Origin of the sequence: Streptomyces sp. NBC_00390 (genome assembly GCF_036057275.1) — a bacterium.
Taxonomy (GTDB): Bacteria; Actinomycetota; Actinomycetes; order Streptomycetales; family Streptomycetaceae; genus Streptomyces.
Map to the genome: position 1 here is coordinate 8,475,392 of NZ_CP107945.1, position 15,968 is coordinate 8,491,359.

Here is a 15,968-nt window from a genome sequence, read left to right on the forward strand (position 1 = left end):
GTGACTGGTGCCGGTTTCACGACGCCTCGTTCATCGGGGTGAGGCGGCGCTGCTCCCGACAGGGCGCGCACGCGTACAAGGCCACCGGCGGCCCGGAGGACCGCTCACCGTACTGAATCAGCATGGCTGTCCCCGACGAGCCCACGTGCCAGTGACACCAGCCTGGATTCGCCGCGTTGACGGCCGCGGGCAGCCGATTTCCTGTCGCCATGTCCAGGACCGTAGGGAGGACCTGTTGATGCGCATCACGCAATGTTCTCGAATGTTCTTGTCTTCTGGCCGAATGTTCTCCTGTGGTCTCGTGCGAGAGGGTGCAGGCTGTGGATCAGGACCGTCGGCCTGGTGATGCTGGTGGCGACAAGCCCGACACCGAGGGGGAGACGACATGTCGCGACGACTGCGGTTCATCGGAACGGACAGCAAGAACGGTGGATGCCCTGCGGTCCATGAGGACCTGGACTCCGGGGAGATCATCGTCCAGGGCACGCCGCTGACCGATCCCGACGACCTCGCCCGGCTCCAGCACTTCGGCCCCGGTGACGCGGCCGTGTCCGTGCCGCGTGAACTCCTCGTCAACCACGGCCCCAAAGAGATGGAACGCGCGCACAGGATCATCGACTTGGAGGAGTTCGGTCGGCTCTTCGAGACGTTCGAGCACTCGGCCTGGCACCTGGAGACCCGACGTGGCTACGCGTCGGACCGAGAGGACACCGCGTACGCGGAGTTCCTCACGACCGGTACGGCCCCGTGCGACCTCGACAGCGAGTGGTGCGCGAACATCCGCCGGCAGACGTCCGGCGGCAAGTACGTGGGCCGTGTCCGCGTCGCCGACAACCCGCCCACCGAGGGGCAGTTGTTCCTGCTCGGCTATGCGCGGTGCAACGCGGCCACGGGCGAGGACGTGCGGAACCTGTGGCGCGAGGACGCCGAGCGTGCGCACCTTCCTGCCGAGGACTTCTGGATCTTCGACAGTCGGTTGGTGGCGGTGCTCCGCTTCGACGAAGCGGATGTCCTCCACGACGTCGAGATCATCACGGAGCCGGCGCAGGTGCTGTGGTTCTGCCAGGTGCGTGACGCCGCCGTGCACGCGTCCGTCCCGTACGACCGGTTCGCGGCGCAACTCGACTCGAAGGGCTAGGGCCGGCACCGGTGAGCACGGACTACCAGCAGGCTCGGGAGGCCCTCGGAGCACGCCTGAGGGGACTGCGCCTCTCGGCCCCAGGAGGCCGGCTCACCGGTACACAGCTCGCCAAGCGGCTGGGCTGGCCGCACTCCAAGGTGTACAAGTTGGAAGGCGGACGGCAGACCGCAACCACGCAAGATCTGCGGGCCTGGGCCGGCGCCGTCGGCCGGCCCGAGATCCTCGATGAACTGGACGCCCGCCTCAAGGGGTTCGAGTCCCGCATCCGTTCCTGGCGGCGCCAACTGGCCGCGGGGCACCGGCCGGTGCAGGACAGCTGGAACCTGGAGGTCGATCGGTCCACGGCCGTCTACGCGTGGGAGGAAGCCGTCATCCCCGGCATGCTCCAGACCGCCGACTACGCACGGCACATCTTTGTGCGGTACGCCGACCTTCACGGCAGCGTGCGTGACACCGACGAGGCGGTCCGCGCCAGGATGAAGCGGCAGGAATGGCTCTACCAGGGCGGCCGGAGGTTCCACGCCCTGGTGTGGGAGGCCGCGCTGCACGCGCTGGTGTGTCCGCCGTCCGTGCTCGTCAGCCAGCTCGACCGGCTCACCGGGGTGACCGGGATGGACACCGTGGAGCTGGGAATCGTCCCTCTCGGCGCGTCGCTCAAGATCCCCACCGCGAACGGGTTCTGGGTCCTCGACGAACGGCTGGTGATTGCCGAGGACTGGCACGCGGAACTGTGGCTCGATGACGCGCACTCTGTGGCCACGTACCTTCGGGTCTGGCACACGCTGAAGGAGTCAGCGGCATTCGGAGCAGACGCTCAGAATGTGATCAACCGTGTCCGCCGTTCGGTGAGACCGGGGTAGCGACGAAGGTGCCTGCTCCCGCGCCGTGGTGCATGAGGGGGCACGAGGTCGGTGGGCGACGATTGTGTCGAGGCTGAGCGCACCGGGTCTCACCAGCGTGTGAGCGACGGCGGGGCCACTGGTCTCCTTCCTCGGTGAGCAGAGCGCCACCATCGGCCTTGCCGTGGCCGATCCGGCGCCGGGCCCTGGGCGGTCTGCAGGAGCAGATCGAGAGTGGGGCACCGTCTCCAGGATCCGGCCGCCGGTGGATGCACCGTCGCGGGGCCCGGCTGCTGCGGTGAGCCGGCCGGGATGCTGGCACCCTGATTGCTTTCAGTTCAGGTATGTGTTTTGCATGCGGTGGTCGTATGCGGCGGCGGTGTCGAGGCCCATTGCGGCACATCGAGCATCATCATCGCCTGCCCCTGGTGCGGACGACGCCTCCCCGAGTCGCAGCGGGGCCGGTGGCTCGACGAGCTGGAGCACCGCGGGATCGACCCGTGGGAGCACGAGGTTCCTGCCGAATTCCAGGACGACCGCTGGCTCTCCGAGCTGCATCAGAAGTGACGAACCAACAGCATCTCAGGTCACTTCTGAAACACGCCCTGGTACGAGGTTTGCCGTTACAGCGCTCTCATGGCGAAGGAATGCCGGCGACCATCTGGCCCGCCGCCCCGCCGCCCCGCCGCCCCGCTGCACCATCGAACTGCGCCTGAGGGAACAGAGCCTCTGATGACCTGACGGCTCCTGCGTCCGGTCATCGCGACGGGCCGCCGTCGGCCGGCCCCGGGCCCAGGTGTTCCAGGATGTCGTTCAGGGTTTCGCGATAGATGGCGTGGCTGCGCGCGTAGTCGGGGAGCAGGCCCTTGGACTCGACGATGGCGACCGCCTCGCGGGCATGGGGAAGACCCTCCTCCGGGCGGTGTGCCTGATCGAGGTAGAAGGCGAGGCTGTTGAGTCCGCTCGCCAGCTGATGGAGCGAAGACTCCTCGCTGAGCCATGCCCGCTCCCAGCGCTCCCCGGTGAGATCGCGGTACAGGGCGACGGCCTCCGTCATGGGGGCGACGGCCTCCCCGCGGCGCTCCGGACTGTCGTGGAGACGGGAGGCCAGGCGGGACAGGCAGTGCGCGAAACCGCTCAGGTCGTCGTACGGCGTACTCGCGTCGGAGCCATGCAGTTCTTCCAGGCAGTCGTCGCCATCGCCGCCGTACCCGAAACCGTATGTGCCGTGAATTCCGGCGATCCAGCGGTGGGCGCCCACAACGGCCTCGGCGATGGCGAGGGTCTGCTCTCGCGGCGGCTGCCCGTCCGCCACGGAGTCGGCTGCCTGGGCGAGTTCGAGAAGGAGCTTGTGGCGGAAGGGGTGCTCCAGCGACCGCTCGAAGGCCAGGGACTCCTCGCCGGCCGTGCCGTGGAGGGCACTGACGGTCGTACGAGTGAGGAGGAGCACGAGGGCATGGCCCAGGGCGCCCATCGGAACGGTGGTGTCACTGGCGATGAGCGCGTGGAGGCCGGACAGGAAGCCCGCTGCCCGGGCGCGTTCCGCGCCGTCCGCCGACCGCGCGTCGGACCGCCACAGCGCCTCCCGGTACAGGGCACGCACCAGCGCGGTGAGCGGTTTGCGGTACGGGACCGACTCCAGCCGGCCGAACGCCTCCTCCGCCGCTGCGCGCGCCTCGGCGCCCTCGCCCGGTGAGAGCGCCAGGGCCGCGGTCACCGCGGCCCAGGCGAGCTGGGCCTGGGATCCGGCGATCTCGAAGGGGCTCTGCTCCCGGTCCTCTCCGGCCGCCTGCCTCCGGTGGGCCGCGACGATGCCGGCATACGCGCCGGTGGCTTCGGCAGGCCGGTCCAGAAGGCCGAGCAGCCGGGCCCGGGCCCACAGCCCTCGACATGCCTCACGGGGCACAAGGTCCCGGCCGGGCTCGACGAAGCCCGCGTCCTTCCGCGCTGCCGACGCCGCGCCGTAGCAGCCGGCGGCTTCGAAGGCGCTCTCGTAGGCCAGCAACGCCTCCCGCAGGGCGCGTAGTTCGTGTACGTCGTCTCGCGCCTGGACGGTCAGCGGTCGCCGCAGCAGCACGACCGCTTCTGCGGCGAGTACCGCCTCGTCCTCACTGTCCTGCGTGGAGAGGACGGGCACCAGCTCCGCGAGTCGGTCGCCCAGAGTGCGTACGAGCCGTGACGGCCCGTCAGGAGCCTGTAGCAGTTTGACCCAGTGGCGGGCCGCTCTGTCGCGGGGCTGCGGGGCCCGGCCGTCGGGATCGTCCGGCGTGAGCCGTTCCACCAATTCCTGGAGAACGCACACCGCCGTCGCGTACGGCCCCCGCGAGGCGGCCATCTCCTCGCGGACACCGGCGACGACGGTGAGGGCTTCCAGCGCTCCGGGCCCGTCCGCGCGACGCCACAACGAGAGAATCAGGTGCAGCTGCATCAGGGCGAGCTCCCCGAAGGGTGCGCCGTCTGCAGCGTCCGGCCTTCCGAAAAAGGCGTCCATCTCCTGCCGCGCGGTCGCGGCGTCAGCAGGTCGCTCGTCGCCGCCAGGGAGCAGCATGCCGCGCAGCGAGAGGAACATGAGTTCGTGTGTCGTATCGATGGCGAGCACCCTAGCGGAGCGCTCTGACACGGGCACTCGTAGGCGGGTTCTCGCGGCCGGGCGGACGGTACGACCGCGACCGGGTGCGGGCCCGCGCAGCCGAGTTGCCGCCGTGACCGGGGCGCCGGTTGCGCGACAGCGGTGAGCCGGCGCCACGTTGATCACAACGGGGAACGGCCCAGGGCCCACCCGGCGGCACGACGTCCTGATCAGCAGCATGGGAACCTGCGTGCGGGGCCGGGAACCTCGCGACGTGCCCCACGGTGGTGGCGCCCGTCGCCTGCTTCCGGCCCCGCCATGGGACTGGGGGAGTGGCGGTTCAAGCTGTGTGGAGCCCGAGTCCGTAGCGGTTCAGCACCGGGTTGATCGGCTGGCAGAACGACCGGCCGCCGCTGGTGCAGTTGCCCGAGCCTCCCGAGGTGATCCCCTGTGCCTGGTCACCGCTGATGCAGGAGCCGCCCGAGTCCCCGCCTTCGACGTAGACGCTGGTCTGCGTCATCGCGTACACCGCGCCCTGGCTGTAGTTCACCGTGATGTTCTTGGCCTGGATGGTGCCGCAGTGCCAGTGCGTGGTCGAACCGGAACGGCAGACGGACGCCCCGACCGGCGCCTCGTTGGACCCGCGGACCAGCTGGTCGGGGACCGTGCCCCAGCCCAGCACCACGGGTACGGTCCACCAGCCGCTGCCGACGTTCACCCAGGCGTAGTCGTTGCCCGGAACGTCGATCCCTGGAAGTTGCCGATGTACGAGCGGTCCCAGCCGGTCACGAAGGCGCCCGTCCGGCCGCAGTGCCCGGCGGTGACGAAGCCCCCGTGGACGGAGAAGCCGATGGAGCACCGGACGTTGCCCGTGTAATACGGGTCGCCGCCGACGGTGCCCGCCGCCGTGGTACGCGGCGCTTCGGCGATCTCCTCGACGGTCACCGGACCGGCCTTGAGGGCGCGGGCGACGAAGGCGCGGACATCGTTGTCTTTCCGGTAGGCGGAGACCACGCTCACCACGACGCGGTTGAGTTCCGGCTCCACGTGCCAACTGCTCAGGCCGCGAGGCGCCGACAGCTCGTCGATGCAGCGGGTTTGCCCCATGCCGCGAGTACGAGCCCCAATGCGGCCCGTCAAGGAAATCGGGCTGCGTCGCGATCGGCTGCCGGGCAGCATGGCGGGGTGTCTGATCTGCTGTGGGCTGACGTTGCGTACTTCTTCGACTCTGACCTGATGGGTGCGCTTCCCGACGCGCGTGTCCCGGATGCCTCACTCGAGGACTGGCAGGCACTCCTCGACCTTGTCGCTGAACGCGGCTGGAAGTACCAGTACTCCGAGGGCGAGATCGTGCTGCCAGTGCCCCCAGCGCAGACAGTGCTCTCCCGTCCAGCCGACGCCGAGTGCCCCGAGCTGCGGGTCTGGCCGTCAACCGATGTACTGGCGATCTTCCGCTTCCATGCAGCCGAGGAGATCGACTTCGATGTGGACCTGCGAGAGCTTCAGGGCCAGGAGCAACTCGACGTCTCCTGCCGTTTCCTGCGCGACATCGGTCGACGGCTGGGCAAGCCGGTACTGATGGATCCAGAGGGCGATTACGGCCATCCAGTGCTCGGATTCGAGGTTGAAGCCGATCGCGTCGTACTGCTGGCTGAACCGCCCCTTATGTGACTGCCTGCCGCAGTAGGTCCGGGAGGCTGCAGCCAGGCGCGAAACGCTCCGCTACGTGGGGAAGTAATCCGAGCAGGTCTGGCGAACGCCTGAGCGCAGGGTGGGGAGATTCGGGGTTCTGTCCGCAGTTCCGTGAATGCCGAAGTCACTTCGCGGGCCGTCTGGTTCGCTACTGGCGGCTGATTGCACGTGAGATGCCGGCGGCGACGGTCGTGGCCAGGATCCATCCGGCAGCGGTCAGCGCGTAGGCGAGCCATTGCCCAGTGTCTCGTGGTGCGAAGGCAGCTTCCTGTCCGAAGGCGGTAATCGGGACGAGCAGGTCGAGGGTGTAGAAGACGGCGTTGAAGGGCGGTGCCTTCTCCGCCTGGAAGTCGCGCTCATGAAGGAGCTGGGTGAGGGTTGCTCGGCCGTGCAGGAAGCGGTAGGTCGCGGTGCTCCGGACGAGGTCTATCTAGATGCTCCAGGATGGAGCAACGTGGTCGCAGTCGCAGGCAGGTTGGCTCAGGTGATGGTCACCAATGACCTCCAGGCGGCGGCTCTCCTGCATGAACAGCTCAACCTTCCTCACCACCAAGAGGCCTGCTGAAGGAGCATCGACGGCTGGGTGAGGATGCGAGTGGGGAGGAGTTCGAACGAGGCCCGGCCATACATGGCTCGCTTGAGTGTTTTCACCCGGTTCACGTGGCCTTCGACGACGCCGGAACTCCACGACAGAGTGAGGCCGGCGGTGACGGCGTCGAGGTCCTGGCGGAGGAAGCTGGCGAAGCCCTGCATCGGCTTCGGGGCGTCCTGTTCGGCCTGGCGGATCCACTCCAGCAGCAGGTGTCCGCGCAGGTGACGGACGAGATCGGCGAAGGCTCGGGCCAGGTCACAGGCACGGGTGATGTCCGGGCAGGCGAGCCGGACCTCCAGCAGCCGCTTGTCCTGGCTCTCGGTGAGGGTCTCGCGGGGCCGCATGATCCATGAGGTGATCTTCCGGGCGACGATGATGTCCGCGACCCGGTCGAGCGCACCCGCCACCAGCCGGGCGGCCTTCGCCAGATCCTAGTGCTTGCCCTGCACCTTCGACCAGTGCTTGTCCAGCGCGGTCAGCGACTCGCTCTGACCGGAAGAGAGAAGCTTCTGGATGTGCTGAGCTGCACAGACACCGACTCCACCCAGCTCCTGGCAGTCCTCGGCGGAGTTCGGCCCCGGCCTGGCCCTCGGTATGCACAGGACAACCTGCGCCGCCTGGTTCTCCGTGAACGCGACCGGCCCGGCGCGGCGAACAGTGAAAATTTTTCAGGCTCGGTTGTACCCGAATCGCCGTCCTGAACGGATGTAGGGATGAACGTGCTGGAGAGCGAGATGGGGCGGTGAGGGCGGGTGCTGGGTTCGGCGGGGCCTGGAGAGGTGGCGGCCGCGGTGGTGGTCCTGCTGTCCGTGTGGGCACGTGTGTGGGCGCGGGTGCGGCTCGCTCGCGAGCATCGGCTGATGATGGAGCGGGCGGTGAATGCTGCGGCGGCCGCCCGTGGTCCGGTGCGGCTGCGCCAGCAGGGCCAGGCGGGCGAGTGGTGTGTAGAAAGCGGTGGTGCGACCGGCGGCGCGTTGCCGGTGAGGCACGAGGTGAAGGGGGCGGAGGGCGCACGACGCGGGACGCCGCCTGCCGGGCGGCGCCGATGAGCGTGGTACACCCCCTGCCCGGCCAGGACGCGAACCCGGCTGCAGCGGATGAGGACGACCACCCAGGCGTCATCACCGAAGGCATGTTGCGGGACCTCTACTTCGGTGAGAGCGAGCGGTTGTACAGGTTTCTCGCTCGTCGCATAGGAGAGGCCGATGCCGCGGAGGTGAGGAGCCAGGCATTCCTGGATTTCTTCGTCTGGTGGCCCGCTCACCCCGATCACCCGGCCCCCACGGCGGCTCTGTACACGATTGCGCAGCGGCGGGCCGTGGACCATCTTCGCGCCCAAGGCCGCAGGTTGTCGGCGGAGGGAGGCGACATGGACCTCGTTGTCTGTGCGCTGGCAGCCCATCGAGACGCCTTCAGCGTCGTCGACCTGCGCCTGGACTTACATCGCGCCTTGGCGGACTTGAACGCACGAGAGCGCAGAGCACTGCAACTTCATCATCTCGAGGGGCTGACGGTTGCTGTGTGCGCGCAGTTGATGGGCACCGGAGTCGACAACGTCAAGAGGATTCTGAAAACCGCTCTCGAGAAACTGCGCATGTCACCAGGCATGACTGCTTATCAGGTGCCCGTCCCGACACAGCCGCAGGAGGTGCGGAAGTGAGCCATCACGAGCGCGACGCGCGTTTCACGAAGAGCTCGGAGCAGCTGTCGGCGGGCTTCGACGCGGTGATGGACCGGCTGCGCGACCTGAACGGTTCCAAACGCCGCGAGCTACTGGAGCAGGCAGAGCGCACCCTGGACCACCAGCAGGTGTATCGGTGGGGCAGGGAGCAGCTTGAGGAAGGAGAGTACGAATCAGCCGCCTTCTGGCTGCAGGTCGCAGCGCATTGCCAGGTTGTCGGAGCCGAGCAGGATCTGGACGGCCTCCTTCTGCGTACGGCCCTTCCCGCCGGATCGGCTGCGGACCGCGTCATGCACCACCCGCCCACCGACCACCTGCCGGGCACGATCGCCCACCTGGACCATGACGACGACGTGCCCGGCGGGCAGGGCGAGCGCGCACAATCCGAACCGCCGCAAGCTGGCAGGCGGGCAGCGCAACCTGTTCGGCCGCAGACTGTCACTGCACACCTGAACCTGCTCCTGCTGACCAATGCCCTCCAGCCTTCGACGGAGGTGTTCCCCGCGCTCGGCCTGCTCCTGCACACCGTGCGGGTGACGTCTGCCGACGAGACCGAACTCACGCACACCCCCGGTGCCGACGTCGTCCTGATCGACGGCCGGCGTGATCTGCCGAAGGTGCGCTCGCTGAGCCAGCGGCTGGGCGCCGCCCGACCCCGCTGCCCGATACTCCTCGTGGTCAACGAGGGATGCCTCGCCGCCGTCACCGCGGACTGGGGCATCGACGACGTCCTGCTCGACACTGCAGGCCCGGCCGAGGTCGAAGCGCGTCTACGGCTGGCGAGGGTCCGCACCCCCCGCAGCCCAGGCCCCGCCACGAAGCCGACCGGTGAACCGAGCACCTTCAGTGAGCTCTCGATCGACGAGGCTACATACAGCGCCAAGCTCAAGGGCCGGGTCCTGGACCTGACGTTCAAGGAGTTCGAGCTGCTGACGTACCTCGCGCAGCACCCCGGCCGGGTCTTCACCCGGGCGCAGCTGCTGCAGGAGGTGTGGGGCTACGACTACTTCGGTGATATGCGCACGGTCGACGTCCATGTGCGGCGGCTGCGCGCCAAACTCGGCCCGGAGCACGAGTCGCTCATCCAAACCGTACGAAACGTGGGATACCGCCTCATCATTCCAGAGAGCGAGAGCAGCAGGCAGGCTGCCGAGAGGGATGTGACCAACCCCCCCACCGAACGCGGTGTCTGCCTGAATGCCGAGTCCCTCATGAATGCTGAGAGGCGCCTGGACACTCCCGTGTGGTGACCCCCCGCTGCCGTCGCCGGGCGGGTTCCCGAGGGGAACCACTCCCGGCGAAGCACCAGCTCCAGGGGTTGCGACCGCCGGCTGTCTGCGAGAGGCGGTAGACACTGCGTGTGCCGGGCCGCTGCCTGCGGCCCGGCTCGCACTCTGTGGTCAGTCGTGATGGTGCTGACTCGGCCTGAGGCGTGGGCGGGTCATTCGATGATGGTGTGGAAGAAGGTGACGGCAGCGGCGAAGGCGGCGCCGCCGATGAGGGTGGCGTCGGCGAGGGTGCCGCTTTGGCGGCGGTGAGACCGCCGGCGGCGAGGGCGGCGAGGATGCCGAGGAGGAAGATGACGGCGGCACGCTGGCCCAGGAGGGGACCATTCACGGCAACTCCCGTTGCTGGCAGGGCGACACGGCTCGGGGCCGCGTCCGGATGTTGTTGCTGTAGCCGCATCCGGCGCCGCTGCCCCCGCGTGAGGACTCTCACGCCGGGCTGGTGAAGATTCACCGCATGCCGTCCACCCACTCCGACCGGTACGCAATCCGCACTGCCACCCTGCGCGCCGGCCTGCTCTTCACCGCCGCCCACGCACCGACCCCGCTGTACTACGTCTTCGGCGACCTCAAAGTCCTCACCCCCTCCGAAGTTCACCACTACACCTCCCACGCCAGGCGCCACCACAGCGGTGCCTGGGTCCTGGTCGACACGCACCAGGCCCATGCCTTCGAGGAAGTCTTCGGAACTCCGACAGCCGTGGCGGCCTGAGTTCCTGGGAAGGGTCCGGACGGTGCCGGTGCCGGGCAGGTGTCCGCTCCGCAGACCCGAGGGACGTCCCGTCACGTGCTGGTGCGGAGGTGACGTGATCCGTACCGGTCGCCACGGCGCGCTGTTCCGGACCGCAGGAGAGCTTCTGCTCCTACGGCGAGCCCCTGGTGAACCGATCCGATCGGCCGAAAGAGGTACACAGGTGTGGGGGAACCTTGAGCCGGGGGATGCGCGTGAGAGAACTGCAGTACCTTTCGACAGCCGGACTCGATGACTTCTGCGGAACCCCACGAGCCGGCTTCACGCAGCGGTCCGTCGAAGTGGAGGCTAACGGCCTCGGCCCGGGCTCCCGCTTCGCCATCGGGGAAGGCGCAGCGTCGTTGCCGACCGAGGCAGAGCGGCTGGAGCAGGTACTGGCCCACCTGAGGGGAGCATGCTGGGCCCACACCGAGTCCCCGGATTCTGCGACGAGTTGGGGACGGATGCCTGGCTGGAGTTCAAGGGATGGTTCCGGTACGGGGCGGCCCTGAGCGACCCCGGACTGCACGACCGGGGAGTATTCGCCGGCATTCCTGGAAGGCGGACCCTGCCCCCAGGAGGAGCCGTGCGACGGTGTCCGGCTCCTGCTGTGCGGCTCGATGCTGCATGTACGCGAACACCGCGATCGTCCGCCGACTCGGATGGGATCAGGCTCCGACCGGTTGCACGATCCGGCAGCCGAGCCGGTCGAGCGCGAGCGGCGCGGCGACGGCTCCCCGTCCGAGAGCCTGCTCTCCACCGGCCAGGGCGATCAGAGGTTCGCTGCCCGCTCCGCTCATGACGGCGCCGGTCGCCATGGGTACCTGGCGGGATCGGCGGGGGCGGTCCGGACCGGGACCTGTACGGACGGATCCCTGCCGGAACCACCCGCCTCCTGCCGGGCTCGACCCTGCGTCGGCTGCTGTTCCGGCGGTATCTGCTGGTGCACCGGGGGCGAGCCTGACATTGACGTGCGGGGCGAAGCATGGCGGCAGTCGCCGAGTGGCTGAAAGGTCGTCAAGTGTTGTGTCAATCAGCGACACGCAACTGACAGGGTGATGGATATCAGATTCTCTCGCTGAGACGGCTCAATCCGCTGTCAAGTTACATTGTATTAAGGCCACTTGATATGACGCCAGGGGTATCGATCCGAACATGTAGGCCCGCTTGGAGTCCTTCCGTTACACCATGAGAGATTCCCGAGATGACAACAGAAAGTGGCGCCAGTACGTTCATTCTCGGTCGGCCGCTCAGCCGACATCTCTAGAGAAGGAGAGATGGAATGCGTAAACGTACCGTTGCCATCATCACTACTGTTGGCGCAGCGGCCGCGGCCGTCACCGGCATGACTTACGTCCCTGCCGCTGCCACAGGCAGCCGCGGCGGGGGCGACCAGTACGGCTACGCGAGGGACTACGGCCAGATCCAGGTCAACGAGCGGACCTACTCGGCCAACCCAGGGGCCTGCATCACCGTCTTCAACACCGACTTCACCCTCAGACTCGGCTTCAACATCCGCAACGACACCAGGAGAACCGTCGAGTTCTTCAACGGGTTCACCTGCGACAGTGGGGCCGCTGCTGCCCGCGTCGGACCCCGTACCAGCACCACGGTCACCACTGAACCTGTCTTCGTTCGAGGCCTCCTCAACCTGCCGGCGGGGACCGTGGGCAGCTTCCGGGTGGTCGACGAGGGCAACTGACGCGAGAGAACAGCGACAGGCACGCCTGTGCGTGGCCTGGGCCCCGGCCCGCCGGAATCGGGCCGGGGTTCCGGCGTAGAGTATCGGCCTCCATCCTGAAATCGGTGACCCACCGCATCGAGACGCCCTCCCGCAGAAATAGCGGCTACTCTTTATGGCCCTCAAGTGAATTCCCTCGCGGGACTTCCCATGCCGGGCGTTCGCGCATCGAGATCGCCACGGCGCGAAGGTGCTGCGGGGTGGCCGATGCAATTGACGCGTTCCCAAACCGGGAACCGGCCGCGAGGCGGGCGTCGTCGGGGTGGCTGCGGCCCCGGCCCGCTGACCCGCTCCAGGCCATTCCGTCACCTCACGAAGCGCATTTCGTCGGTTCTCCGATCGCGGTGAGAGTGTCCGAGTCGGTGAGCAGGCGAACGGTCCGATCAATTCCGACAGCTGAATGCCACCCGTCATCGCTCTTCCCCCCGGGGCCGTCAGACTCCGCCGAGCAGTGCTCAGTGTCGATCCTCGCGCGGCAGGCAACGGCATGCCGCCCAGCGCAAGGCACGGTGTCACGACCGGGACCATGTGACGCAGCTTCAGGGACTGTCCGGACACAGTCACGGGATCCTCATCTACGAGGCGGAGTGAAATGGCTGGTCACAGCATTCTGTCGGTGGCCCGCATGGTGCGGCAGGTGACCTGGGCGTCTTCCATGAGCGTCTGGCGTCGCGTCAGGTGATCACGGACGGTGGGGCCTGCATGTTCGCGACGCGGGCAGGGCGTGTGGTGAGCGTGGTTCGGCCTTTGCCCAGGTGTCGGCGGACCTGAGCCGTGCCCGCTTCGGCGAGGACCTGGAGGCGATCCGTCGATCCCACTCCGGACGCCCCCCGCGACTGTATCCGCAGCCCTGTCCGGCGAACTCCGCCCCCCGGGCGGGCTGGCCGCGCCCGGGGCAGGACCGGAGCGGGCGACGCCGAGACATCTCCTGGGTCATCCAGCATCAGGTTCCGCTGGAGCTCCTTCCGCGGCGAGGGCCTTGTCGACGAAGGCTCGTACGAGAACAGCGGCCTCGGCCGCCGTGACGTCCTTCGTCCACTTCCCGATGATGTGCCAGCCACACTCCAGCTCGAACCGGTGCACGCCGTGCGCGTGCTCCAGGTGCCGGGCGTACGGCTGCCGACGGCAGCGCCCGTGACGCTCGGTCCTGGGGCCTGGGGGTGTGGCGAACGGCCCGATTGTGGCATCGGGCGTCATTGCGCGGACAAGTACGGCCATGGAGTCAGGTTTTGGGGCAAGATCAGGCGGCCGTCCGTTTGTTGTGCCGGCGCTTCTAGGCTGGGGACGCGGCTTCCACGCTCCGGGCTTCCTCCGCAGGGCCTTGCTCATACGGTACCGGCCCAAGGAGCTGGATCAATATGGAAGACCGATGGCCCGCGCAACTGGAGAACTGTCGGGTGGCCTGCCCGGCCGGGGAGCTCGACCTGGCCACGGCCCTGGACTTCACCTTCCTGCTGTGGGGGACGGCTCTTGAGGCCGGCGCCGACTGGCTGATCGTCGACCTCAGCCGCGTGACCTTCATGGACTGCAGTCCTCTGCACGAGCTGTGCAGGGCCTGGGACCGAAGTCGGGCCACGGGCCGGTGGACTCGGGTGGTCTATGACCAGGCTCCCATCGGCCGGCTGCTGCGCCTGACGTCCTTGCAGGAGCGGTTCCCGCGGTATGCCAGCACTGATGCTGCCTGGCGTGGGCGTCTCGCCGACGTCGGGGCCTGATCAAGCCGTCGATCACAGGTCGCGCCACGTATTGCCGGGGGCTGCAACGCGGTGGACTCCGGCCGTGGTCGCGCGCCGGTATGAGAGTCAGGCCGCGTGCTGGTCGAGGAAGTAGTACGGGGTGGTTGTGCCGTCTCACGGGATGTGCGTGCGCTGTGGGACGGGCGCCTTCGTGAACTGCGGGGATGCAGATTCTGAGAAACGGGCGAATGCGCTTGTTTCAGGTATCGGCGCCCCAGTGCCGTGCCTCGGCCAGTGATGGCAGTACCCGCCGGCCCAGAGACAGGGACGGAAGATCCGGCGCCCCGACGGTACGGCCGTAGAGATCTACGGAACCGGTCGCTACATCGCAATGACGGGACGCCGACATGGTGACACCCCCTCACTGCTTGGTGACCTGTCCGCGCTCGTCGCGGCCCTTGTGCGCTGATCCCGGGGACGAGGCTCGGAGCTTGTGGAGCTCCTCGCGCACTTCCCTCCCGGCTCGGAGTGCTGTGACGGCCTTCTTCGAGAGGGCGGGCACCCTGTCTAACGCCCGTCCGGCAATGGCTCCGACGAGCGTGAGTGTTACGAGCGCTGCTGCGCCCCATTGAACGGCGTCCACAATGACCTACCTTCGACGAGGTGGATCCGGAGATACTCAGCAGGTGTGGCCGCTGAGTGCACATCGGTAGGAAACACCGAGGCTGATCCGTAGTTGGATCTTGGTGGATAACTCGCTGGCTGTGGAAAACGGCATGCCGTAGGAGGCGTGACACCCCCTGCCTGACGCCTCGTGCTTCATAAGCTACAACTTCCAGCCAGGCAGTTATGGGCAAAGTGTTTGTCGGCCACGGTCAAGCTGGTCCAACTTCATACGAGTTGGCAGCCAACTAGGGCGCGTATCGAGTCGTGATCAATTTGCGGGATGTGCCTTCGTGGTACGGTCCGGTCCGATAGGCGGTCTTACGTGACGCGAGTGCAACTGACCGATCCGGATTGGGAGTTCATCGAGCCGTACCTGCCGATCGGCGAGTACGGCCCGTACCCCGAGCGACTGCGGCAGCAGTTCGAGGGCGTGATCTGGTGGTTCAAGACGGGCGGGCAGTGGCGGGAGATGCCGACGGAGTTCGGCGCCTGGTCGGCCGTCCACAACCGCTTCCGGCAGTGGCGTGACGCCGGCGTCTTCGAGGCCCTGCTGGAGGGCCTGATCACGGAAGCCGCGAAGCGAGGTGAGGTGGACCTGTCCCTGGTCAGCATCGACTCCACCACCGCCCGAGCCCACCACGACGCGGCCGGGATGCACCTCGACGAGGACGTCGTCACCGCCCTGGAGAAAGCCGCGGCCGAGGAGGAGAAGGCCAGGTCAAAGGGGGCGGCCTCGAAGAGCAAAACGGGCAAGAGACCGAAAGTGATCCCGCGCTGGAAGAACGACGACGCATCCGGCGTCGGCGGAAACTCCGGCTGAAGGCCGCCCTCCTCGGACGTTCCAGAGGCGGGCAGACCAGCAAGGTCCACCTCGCCGCCGACCGCAAGTGCCGCCCGCTGGCGTTCATCCTGACCACAGGCCAGGCAGCGGACAGCCCGCAGTTCATCCCCGTCCTGAAGAAGGTACGGGTACGCGGGCCCGTCGGCCGACCCCGCATCCGGCCGGACGCGGTCGCCGGGGACAAGGCGTACTCATCCCGCGGAAACCGCGCCCACCTGCGCAAACGCCGTATCAAGGCGGTCATCCCGGAGAAGAAGGACCAGGCCGCCAACCGGAAGAAGAAGGGCTCCAGAGGTGGCCGACCCGTCAGCCACGACGCCGATCTCTACAAGGAGCGGAACACCGTCGAACGCCTGATCAACAAGCTCAAAGCATGGCGAGGCATCGCCACCCGATACGACAAGACTCCCGACAGCTACCTCGCCGGTCTCCACCTGCGCGCCTCGATGATCTGGATCAAGGACCTCACCAGGACCACCCGATGATCACGACTCGATATGCCCCTGGGTGACGC

Annotated in this window: 13 protein-coding genes and 3 pseudogenes; 10 read left to right on the forward strand and 6 right to left on the reverse strand. The window is 67.7% G+C overall.

Features of this window, described 5'->3' with window-relative positions; all coding sequences use genetic code 11:
- The first annotated feature begins 385 nt into the window (after positions 1 to 385).
- The 3 genes from OHS70_RS37995 to OHS70_RS38005 all read left to right on the forward strand — a co-directional run bounded on the left by OHS70_RS37995 (position 386) and on the right by OHS70_RS38005 (position 2,547).
- Positions 386 to 1,138: a DUF6879 family protein gene (locus tag OHS70_RS37995; RefSeq protein ID WP_328405299.1), complete on the forward strand. Its 753-nt coding sequence runs from the start codon at positions 386 to 388 to the stop codon at positions 1,136 to 1,138.
- Positions 1,139 to 1,149: 11 nt separating this feature from the next.
- Complete coding sequence (locus OHS70_RS38000; protein ID WP_328405301.1) at positions 1,150 to 2,001, forward strand: helix-turn-helix domain-containing protein; 852 nt, start codon at positions 1,150 to 1,152, stop codon at positions 1,999 to 2,001.
- Between the two features lie 339 nt (positions 2,002 to 2,340).
- Complete coding sequence (locus OHS70_RS38005) at positions 2,341 to 2,547, forward strand: DUF6980 family protein (RefSeq protein WP_443062782.1); 207 nt, start codon at positions 2,341 to 2,343, stop codon at positions 2,545 to 2,547.
- Between the two features lie 190 nt (positions 2,548 to 2,737).
- Here the strand turns inward: OHS70_RS38005 and OHS70_RS38010 are convergent, their stop codons facing one another.
- Both OHS70_RS38010 and OHS70_RS38015 read right to left on the reverse strand, forming a co-directional pair.
- Entirely contained in the window at positions 2,738 to 4,549 is a 1,812-nt protein-coding gene (locus tag OHS70_RS38010; protein WP_328405306.1) for a hypothetical protein, read from the reverse strand.
- A gap of 340 nt (positions 4,550 to 4,889) precedes the next feature.
- Positions 4,890 to 5,638, reverse strand: a pseudogene (locus tag OHS70_RS38015) (S1 family peptidase); the annotation flags it as partial.
- 96 nt (positions 5,639 to 5,734) lie between these two features.
- On the opposite strand from OHS70_RS38015, the gene OHS70_RS38020 reads away from it, so the two are divergent.
- Entirely contained in the window at positions 5,735 to 6,220 is a 486-nt protein-coding gene (locus OHS70_RS38020) for a hypothetical protein (protein ID WP_328405308.1), read from the forward strand.
- A 169-nt stretch (positions 6,221 to 6,389) separates the two neighbouring features.
- On the opposite strand, the pseudogene OHS70_RS38025 reads toward OHS70_RS38020, so the two are convergent.
- Together OHS70_RS38025 and OHS70_RS38030 are read right to left on the reverse strand one after the other, a co-directional pair.
- Positions 6,390 to 6,587: pseudogene (locus tag OHS70_RS38025) on the reverse strand (oxidoreductase); the annotation flags it as partial.
- A 197-nt stretch (positions 6,588 to 6,784) separates the two neighbouring features.
- Positions 6,785 to 7,240 carry a transposase gene (locus tag OHS70_RS38030; protein ID WP_443062714.1) on the reverse strand — a complete coding sequence of 152 codons (456 nt, stop codon included), beginning with the start codon at positions 7,238 to 7,240 and terminating at the stop codon, positions 6,785 to 6,787.
- Between the two features lie 638 nt (positions 7,241 to 7,878).
- Between OHS70_RS38030 and OHS70_RS38035 the strand changes: the two genes are divergently transcribed.
- The 3 genes from OHS70_RS38035 (at position 7,879) to OHS70_RS38045 (ending at position 10,512) form a co-directional block, all read left to right on the forward strand.
- The gene (locus tag OHS70_RS38035) at positions 7,879 to 8,493 is read left to right on the forward strand and encodes an RNA polymerase sigma factor (RefSeq protein ID WP_328405310.1); all 615 of its coding nucleotides are present in this window, start codon (positions 7,879 to 7,881) and stop codon (positions 8,491 to 8,493) included.
- 470 nt (positions 8,494 to 8,963) lie between these two features.
- The gene (locus OHS70_RS38040; protein WP_328406179.1) at positions 8,964 to 9,764 is read left to right on the forward strand and encodes a winged helix-turn-helix transcriptional regulator; all 801 of its coding nucleotides are present in this window, start codon (positions 8,964 to 8,966) and stop codon (positions 9,762 to 9,764) included.
- Positions 9,765 to 10,257: 493 nt separating this feature from the next.
- Positions 10,258 to 10,512 (forward strand): hypothetical protein, encoded by a 255-nt coding sequence (locus OHS70_RS38045; RefSeq protein ID WP_328405312.1) that lies wholly within the window; start codon positions 10,258 to 10,260, stop codon positions 10,510 to 10,512.
- 686 nt (positions 10,513 to 11,198) lie between these two features.
- On the opposite strand, the gene OHS70_RS38050 is transcribed toward OHS70_RS38045, so the two are convergent.
- Positions 11,199 to 11,348 (reverse strand): hypothetical protein, encoded by a 150-nt coding sequence (locus OHS70_RS38050; protein WP_328405313.1) that lies wholly within the window; start codon positions 11,346 to 11,348, stop codon positions 11,199 to 11,201.
- 464 nt (positions 11,349 to 11,812) lie between these two features.
- Between OHS70_RS38050 and OHS70_RS38055 the strand changes: the two genes are divergently transcribed.
- Positions 11,813 to 12,232: a hypothetical protein gene (locus OHS70_RS38055; RefSeq protein WP_328405315.1), complete on the forward strand. Its 420-nt coding sequence runs from the start codon at positions 11,813 to 11,815 to the stop codon at positions 12,230 to 12,232.
- A gap of 972 nt (positions 12,233 to 13,204) precedes the next feature.
- Here the strand turns inward: OHS70_RS38055 and OHS70_RS38060 are convergent.
- Positions 13,205 to 13,489 carry a hypothetical protein gene (locus OHS70_RS38060; RefSeq protein WP_328405316.1) on the reverse strand — a complete coding sequence of 95 codons (285 nt, stop codon included), beginning with the start codon at positions 13,487 to 13,489 and terminating at the stop codon, positions 13,205 to 13,207.
- A 140-nt stretch (positions 13,490 to 13,629) separates the two neighbouring features.
- Between OHS70_RS38060 and OHS70_RS38065 the strand changes: the two genes are divergently transcribed.
- Together OHS70_RS38065 and OHS70_RS38070 are read left to right on the forward strand one after the other, a co-directional pair.
- Positions 13,630 to 13,986: an STAS domain-containing protein gene (locus OHS70_RS38065; RefSeq protein WP_328405317.1), complete on the forward strand. Its 357-nt coding sequence runs from the start codon at positions 13,630 to 13,632 to the stop codon at positions 13,984 to 13,986.
- Positions 13,987 to 14,935: 949 nt separating this feature from the next.
- Positions 14,936 to 15,939 (forward strand): annotated as a pseudogene (locus OHS70_RS38070) (IS5 family transposase).
- Positions 15,940 to 15,968: the final 29 nt, after the last annotated feature.